Raw genomic sequence first — 16110 nt, forward strand, 5'->3', positions numbered from 1 at the left:
GCATTACAAAATTAGAATTTTACCTTATATAAATGGCAAAAATCTCGATTAAAATAAATGAGAGGGCTTTAAATTTGCGGGTGCGTAAATGAACTAGCCTGATGTACAAAAAATGGGCAGAATCTGCTAAAATTCAATTACCTGAATGCACATATTCTCTGCATAATCATCTTCACCACTCAATCCTCACAACTATGATGCCCAAGTTATGGCGTAATTGCCTTTGGGGTCAAGATTTTTGATATTTTTATCCAGATCGAAAACACTTTTTGATTTTTGATCATTACCCACTCCGGCTACATTGGCCCAATTGCCCCAATTACTGGCAGGATTGTAATCAATCAGTTTTTCTTCAAAATAGGCGGCTCCCAAAACCCAGCTTACCTCTAAATTATTGATCAGGTAAAGCGCTGCTGTTTGACGGGCAATATTCGAAATAAAACCGGTTTGGTTTAACTCCGTCATCACCGCATCTACCACAGCAAAACCAGTTTGCGCATTGCGCCATTTATTAAAATTCTCCTGCTCGTTTGCTACATCAACCAAGCCCTGGCTACCAAATCCATCCGGACTAAAAAACGTATTGCCGTATTTTTTGAACATAAAACGGAAATAATCTCTCCACAGCAGGCCTAATAAGATATGGTTGAACATTGCTTTGGTATTAGGTACACTTTCCATCTTTTTAATTTCCCAGTACACTTTGCGCGGGGATAAACTGCCCATAGCCAACCAGGCCGAAAGTTTAGAAGCAAGAATTAAATTCTTAGTCGTTGCAGCTTGTTGCATGACCATGATAACCTTCTGAAGATGAGCCAACCCTTCGGCTTCTCCTCCCCAAAATTCAAAATCTGCGCGCTGGTCTTTTTGCTGGGGCAAAAGATCAAGGTCTTCCAAAGAAGATAAGGTACCCCAGTCAATCACTTCTGCTACGTTAATCCGGTCTGGCGCTGCAAAACAGGGTTTGATCATCGAATCACGCTCAATTTTCTTTTTAAACTGGTTAAAAGCATCAGGAATATCCTTAATAGGAAAAGGTAAATCTTCTTTATTATATAAGGTATGACCGATAAAATGTTTCAGGTTAACCCGTAATTTCCAGAGTGCATTTTCTACCAGCGTAGAAATATGCGTTTCTTCCCGTGCAACTTCACGATGATGGTAAACTTCGGTAATCTCATATTCCTGCACAAGCTGAGGAATAATATCTTCCGGGCTACCCTCAGCAATCAGCAAATTACCACCAATCTGTTTTAAAGCATTGCGTAAGCCTAAAACACTTTCTAAAATAAACTGCGCTCTGATATTACCCGTTTTTAAGGTACCATATTTGGTTTCGCCAAAAGAACGGCGATCGAGAATGTAAACAGGTAAAATCGAATCAGATTTAGCAATAGCTTCCACCAGCATTTCGTTATCATGCAAGCGAAGATCATTTCTAAACCAGACTAAAATTTTTTTGGACATCTTTTATCGAAAAGGGTGTAAGAACGCTTTACAAATTTATCTTATTTTTCTTCTCCCTCCAACCGCTAAGTAATTCTTTACAAATAGGAAACAAAAGAATTAGAACCAGATTAATGCATTTTAAAATCCATCCGACAAACCGTTTTGCTTCTTTGGTGTTTAAAAAACATGGCAAAAAAGATTCTGATTACCGGCGCCACAGGGCTTGTGGGTACTGAACTGAAAAAACACTTGCAGAACAAGGGTTATGAAGTGAATACACTTTCGAGAAAAAAAGATAACGATGCAAATAATTTTGTGTGGGATGTTTATAAGGGAACTATTGAGGCTGACTGTTTGAATGGTGTAGATACCATCATTCATTTAGCTGGTGAGCCGGTTGCCGATAAAAAATGGACGGATGAACGCAAAAAGCAGATTATCGATAGCCGTGTAAAATCAACCGAATTACTCTTTAAAACGATAAAATCTAAATCCGCCCTTCAGCTAAAATCGTTCATATCTGCTTCGGCAGTAGGGTTTTATGGCGATTGCGGTGATGAGATTTTAACGGAAGAAAGCCCTAAAGGTTACGGTTTTTTGGCAGATTGCTGTAAACTTTGGGAAGATGCGGTAGATGAAGGCAAAAAATTAAGCCTCAGGATCGTAAAACTTCGTACCGGGATTGTGTTGAGCAATGATGGGGGTGCATTACCCCAATTGGACAAACCCGTAAAATTATTTGTTGGAGCCGGTTTAGGCACCGGAAAACAATGGACACCCTGGCTACACATCGACGATATGGTTGAAATGTATATCGAAGCCATCGAAAACCTGAAAATGGAAGGCTGCTACAATGCCTGCGCACCTTTTCCGGTAACCAATGCCGCCTTAACCAAAGCCATTGCCAAACAGCTCCACCGCCCTTTCTGGCCCATAAAAGTCCCTAAAAAAGCATTGGAATTATTATTGGGCGAACGCGTAGATGCCGTTTTGATGAGCAATAACACCTCGGCTCAAAAAATTTTAGATGCTGGATTCAAATTTAAATTTACACATTTGGATGATGCTTTGAAGGAGCTGTATAGTTAAATTAGCTGACTATAATTGTTCGAATGGATTAATTGCCAATTGTTAACTGCAAATTGCCAATTGAAAACTATATTAATGTATAATCCGTTAATACGCCAAACGCCCATCTCTAAACGTTCAGACATCTAGATTCTATTAATAGTATAATAAATGACTCCAATATCCATTCACTGGTTCCGCCGCGATCTACGTTTAGCAGATAATGCTGCTTTATATCATGCGCTGAAAGGCGATCATCCGGTTTTGCCACTTTTTATTTTTGACAAGAACATCCTGGAAAAACTAGCAAAAGATGATGCACGTGTAACCTTCATTTATGAAACCATTGAAGCGCTAAAAAAAGAACTTCAGCAGCAGGGATCGGATTTACTGGTAAAATACGGGAAACCCGAGAAAATATGGCCGGAAATTTTAAAGGAATACCAGGTTAAAGAAGTGTATACCAATCATGATTATGAACCCTATGCCCGTGAACGTGATGATAATATGGCCGAGTTTTTAACCAGTGAAGAAATTGTATTTAAAACCTATAAAGACCAGGTGATCTTTGAGAAAAACGAAATTTTAAAAGCAGACAAAACACCTTACACCGTTTTCACCCCTTTTTATAAACAGTGGCATGCCAAACTGAATGATTTTTATATAAAGCCATATCCAACTAAAAAGTATTTCAAAAACCTGTTACAAACAAAGCATCTGCCCAGCCCAGGTTTAAAGGAAATGGGCTTTGAAAAGAGCAAGCTTGATTTTCCGAAATTAAATTATAAAAAAAAGCTTGATGATTATGCCAAAGAACGTGATTTCCCTGCACTTGATGGCACTACACACATTGGCCTGCATCTGCGTTTTGGAACCTTAAGCATCCGCAAGGCCGTTAAAGATGCATTGGAAGCAAAATCGAATGTCTGGCTGTCGGAACTGGCCTGGCGGGAATTTTACATGACTATACTCTGGCACTTCCCCTATTCGGCTTTCGATTCGTTTAAAAAACAATATGACAAAATTAAATGGCGCAATAACGAGGATGAATTTAAGGCCTGGCGTGAGGGCAATACCGGCTACCCGATTGTTGATGCAGGCATGCGCCAGCTGAACCAAACCGGATGGATGCATAACCGCGTAAGGATGATTGTGGGCAGTTTTTTAACCAAACATTTACTGATCGACTGGCGCTGGGGCGAAACTTACTTTGCCGAAAAATTACTGGATTATGAAATGGCCAGTAATGTTGGTGGCTGGCAATGGGCCGCAGGATCAGGAAACGATGCAGCACCTTATTTCAGGGTGTTTAATCCTGAACTACAAACCAAAAAATTTGACCCCAAATTTGAATATATTAAAAAGTGGGTACCAGAATTTGGCACAAAAAAATATGCCCAACCAATTGTTGAGCATACTTTTGCAAGGGAAAGGGTTTTAAAAGTTTTTAAAGAGGCTTTATCTAATTCGTAACACTTACTATTTCGATATCGAAATCCAATATTTTAGAAAAATATGCCCAACTAATAGTTGAGCATACGTTGCAAGGGAAAGATTTTAAGAATTTTAATTAGTAAGTAGGATTAAATGACCATTGATACGAAGAAACGTAATTTATAGGAAGTGGCCCTCTCGGAGTGTAAGATCCAATGCCATTAACATCTGTTATTGCTGCCCAACTAAAGTGGTAGGTATTAAATGCTTCTGCAGAACTAATATAATGTATATAATTAGATCTCCTAAAATATACTTTTCCAGTATTTACATCATTGATTAATCCATTATCTAAGACTAGAGGGTCTCCAATAAGATTTGGAGATATACCGTTTGTATGAAACACATAATTGCTAGCATTATCGAATAATCCATTAAATGTTTCAATAGATTCTACATGCCTTAGTTTCCCTACAAAACACCAATAAATTTTTCCATTACTATCATCTCGATAAAAATTCCCTTCACTTAAGGTAATATTTTGTGCTTTCAAACCTAAAGTTGAAAATACAAAAATGAATAAGAGAGGTAAAAGCTTAATTTTTAGATTATTTTCCATATTGTTTTTGTATGTTTTCCCTTACACACCAAACATACACCTAAAAAATAAGTTAAGAAAATTAAAAGCAAAAAAAAATGCCCGACCAATGGTTGGGCACTTCATAATAACTAATAGGTTATTTAATTCGTAACCTTTACAATTTCTATATCGAAATCTAAAGGTCTCCCATTAGCTAAATCAGAAGGTATAATCAGACGAAGTTTTCCACCAGCCGTCACCTTACCAGGTAAAATTATTTGCCATCCTTTATATAAGTCGCTTAAAACACTGCTAAAACTTCCATCTGTACTAGTTTGCAACACCGTTCCATCAAGATATCTTACTGTATAATTGGCAACTATTGTAGATGTCAGGCTAATGGCATCCGTTCCAGTTCCAGGTGTAATAATGCTATAACGAGCTCTTGAAGGGTCTTTAATTAGCGTCAAATTATTATTAGCAATAAATTTGTTGATTTCCAATTCATCAATCTCATGTCTCTTCGATTCGTTGTACATCACTAAATCAACTATAATATTTTCATTTGAACCTATATTTAAAGCGCTCAATCCATTTTTACCAAAAGCTAAATGCGATGGCATAATTAAAGTAGCTTTCCCACCTCGATTCAATTTTGACAATACTTCTCTTACAGGGGCAAAAACATAATTTACAGTATTACTATTGATCATGAATTGATCCGTATATCCTAAATAAGTACCTAGGATCATTAAATCAGAGGTTTGCTGTAAAACTTGCCCTGATAATGTTTTGAAAGTATAAGTATAATAAACCGAATCCTGATTTGCGACCTTACTGCCCGTACCCTGTGTATTGATTTTAAAATAATAACCTTTAGTCGGATCTTTATCGAAATTAAGATTATTTTTTTTCAAGTAGGCTTGAATAGCTGCATCATCTGTGCTTTCAATTGACTCATATTCTTTTTTGCATGAGCTGAAAACGACGGTTACCAGTAAAATTGCGAATAGGCCAAGTTTAGTAAATTTGTTCATTTATTATTGTACGTCTGTAAGTGTTATCGTAAAGTCCAGTACTGAATTTGCAGGAATACCGCCTGATGCACGGTTTCCGTAAGCATAATAGGATGGGATAATTAATCTGATTTTACCGCCTTTTTGTATTTTTTGTATTCCAAACTGCCAACCTAAAATAACATCTCCAAGTCTAAAAGTGGCGGGGCTCCCTTTGGTACTTTCAAAGATAGTACCGTTCAACAATCTCCCTTCATAATCTGCAGAGATTACGGTAGAAGTTGAATAAGTTACATTTCCTGAGCCGGGAGCTATAATCTGATAAAAAATACCGCTTGCATCTTTTGTCCCCGAAATATTATTCGTCTTCACAAAAGCAGCTATAGCAGTTGTATCTGCTTTAAATTGTGGAGTAGGGTCGTAATTATCTTCAAAAGATACATCTTTCTTACAGGCGGTAAAACATCCTGCAAGGCAAATTAAAAATATAAAATATTTAAACTTAACCATCATCCGCAAAAATAAGCTTTTAATGTGGTTGCAACAATTTTTAACCTATTTTAACAATTGTTGCACTTAAAAAACAGACTTATCGTGAAAATAAAAATCGCTGCTTTGGTCTTTCGCCTTTAATCTTATGCTTATTGTACGTTTGATAGTTGGATATTAAAATCCAACACCGAATTTCCGGGGATGGGGCCTACCGAACTACTGCCATAGCCCAAACCCGGTGGAACAATCAATCTGATTTCGCCACCTTTCTGGATTTTAGGAATGCCTATTCTCCAGCCCTGGATTAATTCTGCCAGATTAAAGGTCTGTTCTTTTCCGCCGCCATTATCAAATACACTTCCATCTAACAACCTGCCTTCGTATTTAATGGTGATTTTGGTATTACCCGGATAAGTAAACGAACCCGAACCAGGTTTAATAATCTGATAATATAAACCAGAATTGTCTCTAACCGCATTGATATTATTTTTTTTGATAAAATCGGTGATCTGTTTTTCCGGATCTTCATCCTTTTTACAAGATGAAACTGCAGCTACACATAAAAAGAGTATGGTGAGGAATCTAAATTTAATCATATGCGAAAATAGGATTTAATATCATAAAGCTAAGGACTTATTATTTTTTCAACAGCTGTCATGCTGAGTTTTAATTTGCCACATAAAAATCAATATAAGCGACTGTAATCAATTTACTTGTAAAAAAATCTCTCAAGTTACAATCATTTTGAGCTGCTTGCAACGCAGTCGAGAACCCGAAGGCTCTGCGAAGCAAAATCTGCCTAGATAGATCTCTCCATTTCGCTGTGCTACAGTCGAGATGACTACCATTCTACTGATGTCCTGTCACTTCGTACCTCAGCATGACAGCATATTATAGCCTTATGTAGAATAAAAAAAGGTTTAGCGCTTGAGTTAATGCACCCAAACCCTAAACCTTAAGCCCTACACCCTAAACCTACCTTAAAAAATATATTTATTTGCCTCAATCAGCTGCTGTGCAACTCTTTGACGGGCATCTTTAACATTAAAAGGTTCTACTTTTGTAAAACGACGTAAACCTACCTGCATCATACGTAGTTCATCGCCTTCTGCAAAAGCCCAAAGTGCTTCTTTACCCGCTTTGGCTATACCATCTACGGCTTCCACCATGTAAATCCGCAATAAATCGAGCTGACCTGCACATGCTTCTTCACCTCGTGTATGTACCAGTTTTTCCGTCCTTAGCAAAGCCGATTCAAGTACATAAACGTAACTGGCCATGTCGGCAATGTTCATTAAAATTTCCTGTTCCTTGCTTAGGGTCATCATCAATTTTTGAACCGCAGCACCAGCCACCATTAACGTTGCTTTTTTCAGATTGGAAAGTACTTTTTTCTCTGCTGCAAATAAGGTATCATCTTCTTCACCAAAATCAGGGATGCTCATCAGTTCGGCAGCAACTGCAGTAGCAGGCGTCATCAAATCAAGCTCACCTTTCATGGCGCGTTTCAACATCATATCAACCGTTAGCAGGCGGTTAATTTCGTTTGTACCTTCAAAAATCCGGTTGATCCGGGCATCGCGGTAAGCCCTGTCCATTGGTGCATCGGCGCTAAAGCCCATACCACCGTAAATCTGCACACCTTCATCTACCGTATAATCTAAAGCTTCAGAGCCCCATACTTTTAAAATGGCACACTCTACCGCGAACTGCTCAACCGATTTCAGCCTGGCTTTACCAGATTCCATTCCACCTGCAACCAGTTGATCATAAGTATCATCAATATTTTGCCCTGCGCGATAGTTTGCCGCATCAACTGCATAAAGCTTAGCCGCAATTTCTGCAATTTTAAAACGAATGGCACCGTATTTAGAAATCGGACGTCCAAACTGGATCCGCTCATTTGAATAATTAATGGCGGTATTTAAAGTGGCTTTGGATGCTCCGATAGCTGCCGCGGATAATTTGATCCGGCCAATATTTAAGATATTTACTGCGATTTTGAAACCGTTTTCACGTTCACTTAACATGTTCTCAACAGGCACCGGGCAATCGTTAAAGAAAACCTGACGTGTTGATGAACCCTTAATACCCATCTTGTGCTCTTCCGGGTTCATGGTTATGCCACCAAAACCTTTCTCTACAATAAATGCGGTTAAGTTCTTGTCATCATCAATTTTCGCAAAAACAATAAAAATATCGGCGAAACCACCGTTGGTGATCCACATTTTCTGACCATTGATAATATAATGTTTACCATCATCGCTCAATTTGGCCTTCGTTTTGCCAGAGTTTGCATCTGAACCGGAATTTGGTTCAGTTAAACAATAAGCAGCTTTCCATTCACCCGAACCGAGTTTAGGAATATACTTTGCTTTTTGTTCTTCGTTACCATAATATAAAATGGGTAGTGTACCAATTCCGGTGTGAGCAGAAAGCGCAACGGCAAAAGAGTGTCCGGCACCAACTACATCTGCAACCAACATGGAAGTATTGAAGTTTTTACCAAAACCTCCATATTCTTCAGGAACCGAAACGCCTAAAATACCCAGTTCGCCAGCTTTGGTTAAAAGTGTTGGCATCAGTTCAGGATCTTCCTGCTTATCAATTTTATCTAAATTCGGATAAACCTCTGCTGCCAGAAAATCGCGACAAGTCTGTGCAATCATCTGCTGCTCTTCGTCAAATTCTTCAGGTATAAATACTTCCTGATAAGTGGTATCCTTAATTAAGAATTCTCCACCTTTAATTGTCTTTTTTTCAGTTGTTTCCATTGTTATGAGATTTGAGAAATGAGATTTGAGATTTGAGACCTGCCCAAATTCAAACTCAAATCATTTTTGTATGAGTTTTGAGATATTAGATGTGAGATTTGAGTTTTTTTGATCGAACCGCATTGTCTCAAATCTCATATCTAGCTTCTCACGTCTATAAAAGTTCAAAAATTCCTGCGGCCCCTTGCCCGGTTCCTACGCACATGGTTACCATTCCGTATTTTTTGTTCTGTCTCTTTAGCTCGTTCATGATCTGCACAGTCAGTTTTGCTCCGGTACAACCCAGTGGATGGCCCAGGGCAATTGCTCCACCGTTTACATTAATCACGTCGGGGTTTAAATCCAGTGTTCTGATTACCGCTAAAGATTGTGAGGCAAAGGCTTCATTCAGCTCGATTAAATCGATATCTTCCTTTTTCAAACCGGCTTGTTTCAATGCTTTTGGAATTGCCTCAATCGGACCAATGCCCATAATGCGGGGCGGAACACCTGCAACACCGTAACTTACCAACCTGGCAATCGGCTCGGCATTTAATTCCTTCATTTTCTTTTCAGACACCACCAAAACAAAAGCAGCTCCATCTGATGTTTGCGATGAATTACCAGCGGTTACACTTCCCACCGCATCAAATACAGGTTTCAGTTTAGCCAACTTTTCCAGCGTTGTATCTGCACGTGGCCCCTCATCGGTATCAACCACATAAGAACGGGTTTTCTTTTTAAGGTTGTCATCCAGATAGTTTTCGTTTACCGTTATCGGCAGGATTCCATCTTTTAAATGACCATTTTTTATCGCGTGAATAGCTTTTTCATGAGATTTTAATGAAAAGGCATCCTGATCTTCACGGCTTATGTCATATTCTTTGGCTACGGCTTCGGCGGTTAAACCCATACCCCAATACCAGTCCGGATTGTTTTTTGCGACCTCTGCGTTAGGCACGAGCTTCCATCCGCCAAAAGGCATTCCACTCATTACCTCTACCCCACCGGCAATGATACAATCGGCCATGCCAGCCTTAATTTTGGCAACTGCTGTGGCAATGGTATCTAAACCCGATGCGCAGTAACGGTTTACGGTAACACCCGGAACTTTATCGGTATCCAGGCCCATTAGCGAAATCATCCGGCCAATGTTGAGCCCTTGCTCTGCCTCTGGTGTAGCATTACCCACTATTACATCATCAATCTGTTCGTTATCTAAATTCGGAACCGATGCCACTAAAGCCCTGATAACCTCTGCGGCTAAATCATCAGCTCTTGTAAAACGGAATACGCCACGGGGTGCTTTACCCACTGCTGTACGATATCCGGCTATAATATATGCTTCCATTGTTTAAGTATTTTTATGGCAATAGCCAATATTATCTTTTTAATTTTTTACGCCCGTCATGCTGAACTTGTTTCAGCATCTATCCTGTAAAGACCCTGAAATAAATTCAGGGTGACGACCTGCACAAATCCTACTAGTTTCTCAACGGCTTCCCTTTTGTAATAATACTCTGAATCCGTTCTAACGACTTCCTTTCTCCTGCGAGTGATAAAAATGCCTCCCTTTCCAGATCCAATAAGTATTGTTCAGTTACCTCTGTTGGCGCAGATAAATCGCCACCACACATTACATAACCTAATTTCTCAGAGATTTTTTTATCGTGTTCAGAAATGAAATGCCCGGCATACATGCTATTTGCACCGGCATACACAATTCCCAAACCTTGCTTTCCTAATACTTTAATATCGTTCCTTTGTACGGGTTTCGTGTAACCAGCATCGGCAAGTTCTATGGCTTTAGCTTTTGCATCGGCCAATAAACGGTTCCGGTTCATCGAGATCGAGAATTTATCTTTTTGCAGATAACCCAGTTCGTAAGCTTCGTAACCTGAAGTAGAAACTTTTGCCATTCCGATGGTTAAGAAACGATCTTTCAGGGCATTCTGCACAATTTGATCATCTTTATATTCATCAGATGCACGCAAAGCAAACTCTTTGGTACCGCCACCACCTGGGATAACACCCACGCCAAACTCTACCAGTCCCATATAGGTTTCGGCAGAAAGCTGCACATGATCGGCGTGTAGACTGAACTCGCAACCACCGCCCAAGGTTAAATTATGTGGGGCTACCACAACCGGGATAGAGGAATAACGGATACGCATCGAGGTATTCTGGAACATGCGGATCGCCATGTTCAACTCGTCCCATTCCTGTTCTACCGCCATCATAAAAATCATCCCTACGTTAGCACCGGCAGAAAAATTTGCACCATCATTGCCGATAACCAAACCGCGATAATCTTTCTCCGCCATATCGATGGCTTTATTGATTCCTGAAATTACATCACCGCCAATGGTATTCATTTTAGTGTGAAATTCTACATTCAGAATGCCATCGCCCAGATCGATAATGGAGACCCCGGAATTTTTCCAAAGCGTTTTATTTTCGCGAAGGTTATCCAGAATGATAAACTCATCTGTTCCAGGTAAAGCTTTATAACTTTTAGAAGGGATATCATAATATTTTTTAATACCGTTCTCTACTTTATAAAATGAGGTATTTCCGGCGTCTAACATTTCTTGTACCCATGCTGCGGCTTTATTACCATATTGCTCCATTCCCTCGATACCTTCCTTTACGCCAACGGCATCCCACAATTCGAAAGGACCAAGTTCCCAGCCAAAACCGGCCCGCATGGCATCGTCAATACGATACAGTTCATCAGAAATTTCAGGGATCCGATCTGATACATATTCAAATAAACCAAATGAAGAATGGCGAAACAATTCGCCGGCTTTGTCTTTTCCCTTGGCGAAAATCTTCATCCGCTCACGAAGGTTCTCCACCGGTTTAGTCATTTCTAAAGTCGCCGATTTTATTTTTTGCTGAGGCTTATATTCAAGGGTTTTTAAATCTAATGCCAGGATTTCGGTTTTACCGTCAGCAGTTTTCGTTTTTTTATAGAAGCCCTGTTTGGTTTTATCGCCAAGCCATTTGTTCTCTTCCATTTTCTGCACGTATGCCGGAAGTTTAAACAAATCGTGCGCTTTATCATCCGGGCAGTTATCATATAGCCCTTTAGCCACTTTGATCATGGTATCTAAACCCACAACATCCGACGTGCGGAAAGTAGCCGATTTTGGCCTACCTAATGCCGGCCCTGTAAATTTATCAACCTCCTCTACTGTTAAATCCAATTTATCGACTAAATGCAAGAGTGCCATAATCGAATAAACACCTACCCTGTTCGCAATAAAAGCCGGGGTGTCTTTACATAAAACGGTAGTTTTTCCTAAGAACTTATCACCGTAATGCATCAGGAAATCAACAATTTCAGGCTTTGTGTATGGTGTAGGGATAATTTCCAATAATTTTAAATAACGCGGAGGATTGAAAAAGTGTGTTCCACAGAAATGTGATTTAAAATCTTCACTTCTTCCCTCAGCCATTAAATGAATAGGAATACCAGAAGTATTTGATGTAATTAAAGTACCTGGTTTGCGGAATTGCTCTACCTGTTCGAAAACTTTTTTCTTGATATCAAGATTTTCAACAACGACCTCAATTACCCAATCATAACCGGAAATTTTAGACATATCATCACCGAAGTTTCCGGTTTTGATCTTATTTAATGCTTTTTTGGTATAAACCGGCGATGGGTTTGTTTTCACAGCCGTTTGCAAAGCAGTATTTACAATCCGGTTTTTTACAGCGGGGTTGTCCAATGTTAATCCTTTTGCCTGCTCCTCGGGGCTCAGTTCTTTTGGCGCGATATCCAACAACAATACCTCAACACCAATATTGGCGAAGTGGCATGCAATACGCGAACCCATAATACCCGACCCTAAGACTGCAACTTTATTAATGCTTCGTTTCATTATCTATTTGCTTTTCATTAGTCTGATAGAAACAATTTAAGAAGTTACCTACCAAACAGGTTTGATTACTCTATTTATTAATCTACAGTATAGGCTACTGTAATATCATTTAATTTGATCAGCAGGTTAATAAAGGTCTCTTTTTCTTTTTTCGAGAAATGCTCATCAAGATATTCATTAAATTTCCGAACAACTCCCTTGGCCAACTGTTTTTTCTCTTTACCAAAGTCAGTTAGAAAAACCTTTACCGAACGTTTATCGCCTACTGATGTTTCGCGGAAAATAAGGTTAGCCTCTTCCATGTTGTTTAACATTCGCGATAAACTGGTTGCCTTAACACCAAGCAAGCCCGCTAAATTTGAAACCGCAGTCCCCTCAACATCATCTATATTAATAAGCATATAACCAATAGCCTGGGTAATCCCGAAACCGGATGCCATCTGATTATACTTATTAAACATATTTTGCCAGGCAAACTTTACATGATAATCTATGGTTTGTTGTTGTTTCATTTTCACTAATTTATTATGCTTGCATAACAAAGCTAATGAATGTATTTTGTTAATGCAATAGAAAAACTCAAAATATTTGTTAAATTTTTCTTATCATAGTCATGCACAAAAGAAAACACGTAATATGTTTAAAGTAAAACAAATACTCTTGTTTAGTTTCTTTATTTTATGGGCTACCATATGCCAAAGTCAGGTTTCTTATTTGGGAGAATCCCTTTTAAACAGTCAAAAACTGGAGGTTTTCAAAAAAACAACCACCTTATTTACTTTTCAGTATGCGGATTATGCTGAGCTGGAAAAATTTGATCAGGCCATTAAAAAAAACTGGACAATTACGTCGTATAAGATTATTAAGCCAGAAGAGCTGGCCCATTATGATACGCTTGCCAACTATTCTGTTTTTTATTTTGACGCTTATGCCGAGAAGTCAGACAGCACCAGCAATGTAAATATTATCTATGCACTGAAATTATTAACGCCATCTAAAAAACCCAAGGTAAAAGAAGAAAGCACATTAGCCACTGTAGCAATTTTTGCTGATCCGAACACCAATCTACTGGTGGAAACGCAGGATCAACAATACGGCACCAAAAAAAGTGTGAAAAATAATATTTTATCCTATTTATATAACAAGTCCAGTTTCTTTAACTGGTCGCCAGGCTTTTTAACGGGTTACTTGAAACAGATTAATGACGGATTGCTCGCCAATCAAAACTGTAATATAGATTACCAATTTTACAATAAGGTACGCTTACCGGAACTGGCCAGGGAAACGCTTTACATACCTGAATATATTAAGCAAGTTTTTTCTTCAAGATTAACTCTTTTACCCCCTTCAGGTATCATAGCTGAACCTTATAATTACAAATTTAAATTCGTATCGTACGAAGCGTTGGATAGTTTAATACTTAATAAAACTGCTCCTGTGAAATACCTGGTTTACACCCAACGGTCTAACGATAAGATAATAAGCGTATATGATAGCAGGGATGATAAAATTATTTATCAGCGTTTTTACCCGCAATCACCAAATTTTGAGATGAATGATTTAAGCGAGATTAAAAAGGTGATTGTTTCGCTTAAATAAGTTGAGTTCAAATACCAATTGTTATGCTGTAATTCTAACACAGTGAAGAATCCTTAAACAAGGCCTGCCATCTTATAAATTTCACGATCCAATAGAGTCATGATAAGAAAGATCCTTCACTGCGTTCAGGATGACAATTTGCTTTACAGGCTACTTTGAAATTTGTTTTAGGGTCTTTCCTGCTAAAAAAGATGCTGAAATAAATTCAGCATGACGATTGCATTAAAATTGGCCTAAGAAAAATCCTTCATTATACTTTGTATAAACATTAACCGGCTAGCGACCATACACAAAACCTCCAAACCAAAAAAGTCCCGATTTTCATCGGGACTTTTTAAATCTATTTAAAAACAGACTAGTAAAGTGTAAACTCTACACGACGGTTTTGTTGACGACCGGCTGCTGTTTTATTAGAAGCAATTGGTTGACCCATACCGTAACCTGTAGCTTCGATACGTGATGCATTGGCACCTTGAGAAACCAAATAAGCTTTAACAGATTCTGCTCTTTCTTTTGATAAACGTAAGTTTAATTCTTTTGAACCTGTGTTATCTGTGTGACCAGCTAATTTTAAGCTAAAGTTTTTCTGGATCAATAACGCAGCAACCCTGTTTAATGAAGCATAAGATTTAGAACGAATGGTCGCTTTACCTAAATCGAACTCTAGATTTTTAATCGCTTCGTTAACTACTTTACGATCTTCTTCCGTTACGATTACTTTTTCCACCACTTTTTCCGGTGTTTTTAAAGGGCAACCAGCACCATCAACAACAGTACCTGCTGGTGTATCCGGACATTTATCCAGTTTATCTGCAACACCATCACCATCTGTATCTTTCAATACATCATTCAGTTCTGAACGTAGTTTTGCATTATCAGCTTTTTGTGCATTCAATTCAGATCTTAAACCTTCTGCAGTTTGTTTTGCTTTTAAAGCTTCATCATAAGTTAAAGCTACCGGATTGTGGAAAGCCAATTGTTTTCCACTACCTAAAGCAAATTCTAAACCTGCATAAGCATAGTTATATTTATCATTTCCATTTCTGTAATAACCATCTAAATTATCACCATCAACAAAGTTGATAGTCCAACCTAAATCAAAGTTTACGGCATCAGAAATTTTAAATTTTGCACCTAAACCTACAGGAATGATCAGTTCGTGGATATTATCACCACCACCAAATGTTGAAGTTCCTGCTGCAGTAGTTATAGTAGGTTTGTAAGCCGCAATACCCGCACCAGCAGAAGCATAAAGCTGCAAAGCATTTTCTTTTTTAAACATATCGATATTGAACATGTTTACGACAGCATTTAAACTTCCTGAATAAGATAAGTCAGTATCAAAAGCTTTTACAGGCGAGTTATTTACCAAACCGCTTTCATAAGGTTCGGTATTATCGCCTTTTAATTTACCACGAACCCCGTCTAAACGAAGAGAGAAATAAGGTGTAAATTGTTTTTTAATGTAAAGGCCATAACCTAAACTTGATTTGTTATTACTGAAATCATTTTTTCCGCCCAATGGAGAAAGTGGAGTAAGTACACCAGCGTTTACACCAATAGACCATGTTCTTAATGTTGTAGTTGAGGCTGCCGGACTTTCCTGAGCTGATGCAACTGACCCGATTAATAAACCAGCTAGTGCAACTGGTAGGGCTTTAGATAATTGTAGTTTCATAATTTTCTGTTTAACGTTGAATAGCGTTTCACAACCTTTACAATAGCCATACCAAAAATACACGACCGTAAAAATACTTATCAACTTTTCAACAGCACATTCAAATATTTCTACTTGAGGATTATTATTGAATTACGATCAGGACATTACA

Annotated in this window: 13 protein-coding genes; 3 read left to right on the forward strand and 10 right to left on the reverse strand. The window is 38.5% G+C overall.

The annotated features are described in order from the left end of the window. Positions 1-192: 192 nt before the first annotated feature. Complete coding sequence (locus ABEG20_RS15260) at positions 193-1467, reverse strand: DASH family cryptochrome (RefSeq protein ID WP_406824149.1); 1275 nt, start codon at positions 1465-1467, stop codon at positions 193-195. Positions 1468-1635: 168 nt separating this feature from the next. On the opposite strand from ABEG20_RS15260, the gene ABEG20_RS15265 reads away from it, so the two are divergent. Both ABEG20_RS15265 and ABEG20_RS15270 read left to right on the forward strand, forming a co-directional pair. Further along, positions 1636-2538: a TIGR01777 family oxidoreductase gene (locus tag ABEG20_RS15265; protein ID WP_406824150.1), complete on the forward strand. Its 903-nt coding sequence runs from the start codon at positions 1636-1638 to the stop codon at positions 2536-2538. A 150-nt stretch (positions 2539-2688) separates the two neighbouring features. Beyond that, the gene (locus ABEG20_RS15270) at positions 2689-3990 is read left to right on the forward strand and encodes a cryptochrome/photolyase family protein (RefSeq protein ID WP_406824151.1); all 1302 of its coding nucleotides are present in this window, start codon (positions 2689-2691) and stop codon (positions 3988-3990) included. Between the two features lie 97 nt (positions 3991-4087). On the opposite strand, the gene ABEG20_RS15275 is transcribed toward ABEG20_RS15270, so the two are convergent. From ABEG20_RS15275 to ABEG20_RS15310, 8 genes are all read right to left on the reverse strand, one after another. Continuing rightward, positions 4088-4570: a hypothetical protein gene (locus tag ABEG20_RS15275; protein WP_406824152.1), complete on the reverse strand. Its 483-nt coding sequence runs from the start codon at positions 4568-4570 to the stop codon at positions 4088-4090. 122 nt (positions 4571-4692) lie between these two features. Then, positions 4693-5568 carry an FKBP-type peptidyl-prolyl cis-trans isomerase gene (locus ABEG20_RS15280; protein ID WP_406824153.1) on the reverse strand — a complete coding sequence of 292 codons (876 nt, stop codon included), beginning with the start codon at positions 5566-5568 and terminating at the stop codon, positions 4693-4695. A 3-nt stretch (positions 5569-5571) separates the two neighbouring features. Then, complete coding sequence (locus ABEG20_RS15285) at positions 5572-6060, reverse strand: FKBP-type peptidyl-prolyl cis-trans isomerase (protein ID WP_406824154.1); 489 nt, start codon at positions 6058-6060, stop codon at positions 5572-5574. Positions 6061-6188: 128 nt separating this feature from the next. Continuing rightward, a complete protein-coding gene (locus tag ABEG20_RS15290) occupies positions 6189-6635 on the reverse strand; it encodes an FKBP-type peptidyl-prolyl cis-trans isomerase (RefSeq protein WP_387507466.1) in 447 nt (148 codons plus the stop codon). A gap of 384 nt (positions 6636-7019) precedes the next feature. Then, positions 7020-8813, reverse strand: a complete 1794-nt coding sequence (locus ABEG20_RS15295; protein ID WP_406824155.1) for an acyl-CoA dehydrogenase family protein — start codon at positions 8811-8813, stop codon at positions 7020-7022. Positions 8814-8967: 154 nt separating this feature from the next. Continuing rightward, positions 8968-10143, reverse strand: coding sequence for an acetyl-CoA C-acyltransferase (locus ABEG20_RS15300; protein ID WP_406824156.1), 1176 nt, complete (start codon positions 10141-10143; stop codon positions 8968-8970). Between the two features lie 133 nt (positions 10144-10276). Beyond that, on the reverse strand, positions 10277-12682 hold the full coding sequence (locus ABEG20_RS15305; protein WP_406824157.1) for a 3-hydroxyacyl-CoA dehydrogenase NAD-binding domain-containing protein: 2406 nt from the start codon (positions 12680-12682) through the stop codon (positions 10277-10279). 77 nt (positions 12683-12759) lie between these two features. Then, positions 12760-13194 (reverse strand): MarR family winged helix-turn-helix transcriptional regulator, encoded by a 435-nt coding sequence (locus ABEG20_RS15310; RefSeq protein ID WP_205058158.1) that lies wholly within the window; start codon positions 13192-13194, stop codon positions 12760-12762. Positions 13195-13318: 124 nt separating this feature from the next. Here ABEG20_RS15310 and ABEG20_RS15315 point away from each other — a divergent pair, with 124 nt between their 5' ends. After that, positions 13319-14281: a hypothetical protein gene (locus tag ABEG20_RS15315; RefSeq protein WP_406824158.1), complete on the forward strand. Its 963-nt coding sequence runs from the start codon at positions 13319-13321 to the stop codon at positions 14279-14281. Between the two features lie 355 nt (positions 14282-14636). On the opposite strand, the gene ABEG20_RS15320 is transcribed toward ABEG20_RS15315, so the two are convergent. Further along, on the reverse strand, positions 14637-15959 hold the full coding sequence (locus ABEG20_RS15320) for a DUF6089 family protein (RefSeq protein ID WP_406824159.1): 1323 nt from the start codon (positions 15957-15959) through the stop codon (positions 14637-14639). Positions 15960-16110 lie beyond the last annotated feature (151 nt).

Origin of the sequence: Pedobacter sp. KACC 23697 (assembly GCF_045348445.1) — a bacterium.
Classification (GTDB): Bacteria; Bacteroidota; Bacteroidia; order Sphingobacteriales; family Sphingobacteriaceae; genus Pedobacter.

Coding starts and splice junctions, on each gene's coding strand:
- ABEG20_RS15260 (WP_406824149.1), bottom strand. CDS start 1,467: ATGTCCAAAAAAATTTTAGTCTGGTTTAGAAATGATCTTCGCTTGCAT.
- ABEG20_RS15265 (WP_406824150.1), top strand. CDS start 1,636: ATGGCAAAAAAGATTCTGATTACCGGCGCCACAGGGCTTGTGGGTACT.
- ABEG20_RS15270 (WP_406824151.1), top strand. CDS start 2,689: ATGACTCCAATATCCATTCACTGGTTCCGCCGCGATCTACGTTTAGCA.
- ABEG20_RS15275 (WP_406824152.1), bottom strand. CDS start 4,570: ATGGAAAATAATCTAAAAATTAAGCTTTTACCTCTCTTATTCATTTTT.
- ABEG20_RS15280 (WP_406824153.1), bottom strand. CDS start 5,568: ATGAACAAATTTACTAAACTTGGCCTATTCGCAATTTTACTGGTAACC.
- ABEG20_RS15285 (WP_406824154.1), bottom strand. CDS start 6,060: ATGATGGTTAAGTTTAAATATTTTATATTTTTAATTTGCCTTGCAGGA.
- ABEG20_RS15290 (WP_387507466.1), bottom strand. CDS start 6,635: ATGATTAAATTTAGATTCCTCACCATACTCTTTTTATGTGTAGCTGCA.
- ABEG20_RS15295 (WP_406824155.1), bottom strand. CDS start 8,813: ATGGAAACAACTGAAAAAAAGACAATTAAAGGTGGAGAATTCTTAATT.
- ABEG20_RS15300 (WP_406824156.1), bottom strand. CDS start 10,143: ATGGAAGCATATATTATAGCCGGATATCGTACAGCAGTGGGTAAAGCA.
- ABEG20_RS15305 (WP_406824157.1), bottom strand. CDS start 12,682: ATGAAACGAAGCATTAATAAAGTTGCAGTCTTAGGGTCGGGTATTATG.
- ABEG20_RS15310 (WP_205058158.1), bottom strand. CDS start 13,194: ATGAAACAACAACAAACCATAGATTATCATGTAAAGTTTGCCTGGCAA.
- ABEG20_RS15315 (WP_406824158.1), top strand. CDS start 13,319: ATGTTTAAAGTAAAACAAATACTCTTGTTTAGTTTCTTTATTTTATGG.
- ABEG20_RS15320 (WP_406824159.1), bottom strand. CDS start 15,959: ATGAAACTACAATTATCTAAAGCCCTACCAGTTGCACTAGCTGGTTTA.